Source organism: Pseudoscardovia radai, from assembly GCF_002259605.1.
Taxonomy (GTDB): domain Bacteria; phylum Actinomycetota; class Actinomycetes; order Actinomycetales; family Bifidobacteriaceae; genus Pseudoscardovia; species Pseudoscardovia radai.
This window is the reverse complement of record NZ_MWWR01000034.1, coordinates 1-3,053: the sequence shown is the minus strand read 5'-3', so window position 1 is coordinate 3,053 and position 3,053 is coordinate 1. Positions and strand designations below refer to the sequence as shown.

The following is a 3,053-nucleotide window of genomic DNA, read 5'->3' as shown; positions in this document are numbered from 1 at the left end:
TCGACGCCGGGTCGTTCACCGTCAGCTTGAGGTCCTTGGTCGCGGGAGCGCCGATGCCGTTCTCGGCCTTCACGCTCACCGTGAACTCGCCGGACTCGGTCGGGGCGCCCTGGATCTTGCCGTCCTTGTACTCAAGGCCGGCGGGCAGGCCGGACACGGTCACCGTCGGCGCCGGGGTGCCCGCCACCGTGATGTCGGCCGCGTACTCGGAACCAACCGTCGTGGCCGGCAGCTCGCTCGTCTCGACCGAGGCCGGGACGCCGTTCACCTTCAGCTCGAAGTCCTTCACGACCTTCTCGCCGATGCCGTTGGACGCGGTCACCGTCACCGTCGCGGTGCCGGCGGCCTTCGGGGTGCCCGTGATCGCATTCGACACAGCGTCGAACGCGAGGCCCTCGGGCAGGCCGGACACCTCGACCGTCGCGGCCGGGAAGCCGCTGGTCAGGATGGACTGCGTGTACGCCTGGCCCACCGTCGCGTCGGCCAGGGACCCGGTCTCGATGGACGCCGGGGCGTTCACCGTCAGCTTCAGGTCCTTGGACACGGAACCGGCCTTGTTGGAGGCCTTCACCGTCACCATGAACGCGCCGGACTCGGCCGGGGTGCCCGCGATCTTGCCGTCCTTGTACTCAAGGCCGGCGGGCAGGCCGGAGACCGTCACGTCCGCGGCCGGGGTGCCCGTCACCGTCACGTTCGCCGAGTACTCGACGCCCGTCTGCGCCGCGGCCAGGGACTCCGTCGGGATGGCCGGCGTCTCGTCCACCGTCAGCGTCAGCGTCTTCGACGCCGCGTCGCCGATGCCGTTGGAAGCCTTGACCGTCACCTTGTACGTGCCGGCCGTCTTCGGGGTGCCCGCGATCTTGCCGTCCTTGTAGGACAGGCCGTCGGGCAGGCCCTCGACCGTGACCGTCGCGGCCGGGAAGCCGGCCGTCTCGATCGGCTGCGCGTACTCCTGGCCCGCGATGCCGTCGGCCAGCGCGTCGGTCGCGATCGACGCCGGGGCGTTCACCGTCAGCTTCAGCTCACGGGTCACAGGGTCGGCCGTGCCGTTCGTCGCGCTCACGACCACCGTGAACTCGCCCGACTCCGTCGGGGTGCCCGCGATCCTGCCGTCCTTGTACCCAAGGCCGGCGGGCAGGCCGGACACATCGACCTTCGGAGCCGGGGTGCCCGTCACCGTCACGTCCGCAGAGTACTCCACGCCCGTCTGCGCCGCGGCCAGGGACTCCGTCGAGATGACCGGCGTCTCGTTCACCGTCAGCTTGAAGGTCTTCACGGCCTTCTCGCCCACGCCGTTCGACGCGGTCACCGTCACCTGGCTGGTGCCGGCCGCCTTCGGAACGCCCGTGATCCTGCCGTCCTTGTAGGACAGGCCCTCAGGCAGGCCGTCGACCGTGACCGTCGCGGCCGGGAAGCCCGCCGTCTCGATCGCCTGGTCGTACGCCTGGCCCGCAAGGCCGTCCTTCAGGGACTCGGTCACGATCGACGCGGCCGTCGTCACCCTGAGCGTGTACTCCTTCGACGCCTTCAGCTGGCCGCCGGCCGTCGTGGCCGTCACGGTCACCTTGTACTCGCCCGTCCGGGTCGGGAAGCCGGAGATCGTCTTCGTCGGGGCGTAATACGTCACGCCGTCCGGAAGGCCATCCACCGTCACGTCGAGATCAGGCGCGCCCTCCACATCCAGGTCGATCGAATACTTCGAACCGGCCACGGCATCCTGCAGGGACGCCGTATTGATCGTCGGCTGGGTCGCCACATACAGCGTGAACGTCTTCGACGCCGGCTTGCCGCCCACCTGGTTGTCGGCCTCCACCGTCACCTGGTACGAGCCGACCTTATCGGCCGCCACCGTGCCGGAGATCTCGCCGTCCTGGAAGGACAGGCCCTCGGGCAGACCCGTGACAGTGACCGTCGCGGCCGGATAGCCCGTCGTCTCGATCTTCTGCTCGTACGCCTGGCCCGCCACGACCGGCGCCAGCGACTGCGTCGAGACCGCAGCCGGCTCGGACACCTTGATCGCGTACTGCTGGTCAGTGGAGCCCAGCTCGTTCGTCGCCGTCACCGTGAACTTGAGCTCGCCGCCCTTGCTCGGGGTGCCCGAGATCACGCCCGTCTTCGCATCAAGCGACAGGCCGGCCGGAAGATCCTTCGAAGCGAACGTCACGTCGAGGCCCTCGGCCACGACCTGCACGTCCTTGCCCTCCGTGGTCTTGTACTCCGACAGGGTCGAGCCGTCAGGCAGGGACTGGGTCTTGAACACCGGCTTCTCGTTCACGCGGATGCTCAGCGTCACCGACGCCGAACCCTCGGAGTTCTTCGCCGTGAACGTCACCGGATACACGCGCGGAGCCGCCGCCACGGTGCCCTTCACCGTATTCGTCTGCGTATCGAACGACAGGCCGTCCGGAAGCTTCGTGTAATCGATCTGCGGGGCCGGGGAGCCCGTCACCGTCAGCGGCAGGCTGTACTCGGAGCCCACCGTCGCCGGCTTCACGTCCTGCTGCGTCGTCGAGATCACCGGCGTGCCCTTGACAAGCAGGTGCAGGTCCCTGGACACCTTGCCGTAATCGTTGGACGCCTTCACGGTCACCGTGAACTCGCCCGCGACGGCAGGCTTGCCCTCGATCGCACCGGTCTCGGCGTTATACGCCAGGCCCTCGGGCAGGCCCGACACCTCGACCTTCGCGGCCGGGTAAGCGGCCACGTCGATCTTCTGCGAATAATCAACGGCATACGTCGCATCCGCCAGAGCCGCGGTGTTGACCACCGGGGCCGCGTTCACCGTCAGCGTCAGCTTCGTGCTCACCGCCGGATCCACGCCATTGGACGCGGCAACCGTCAGCTCGAACACGCCGGACTCGGTCGGCGTACCCGAAATCGTACCGGTCGCCGGATCATAGTCCAGGCCGGCGGGCAGGCCGGTCACGGACGACGAGGAAGCCGCCGGATTGCCCTTGAACGTCAGCTTCGCGCTATACGCGTCGCCGACCTTCGCCGGATCAAGCGCCGTCTGATCAAGCGACAGCGGGGAATCGACCGTCAGCGACGGGGTC

1 protein-coding gene is annotated in these 3,053 nt (G+C 68.6%); it reads right to left on the bottom strand.

From position 1 onward, the window contains the following. On the bottom strand, nt 1–3,053 hold a 3,053-nt coding region (locus PSRA_RS09045), incomplete at both ends, for a putative Ig domain-containing protein (protein WP_143516484.1).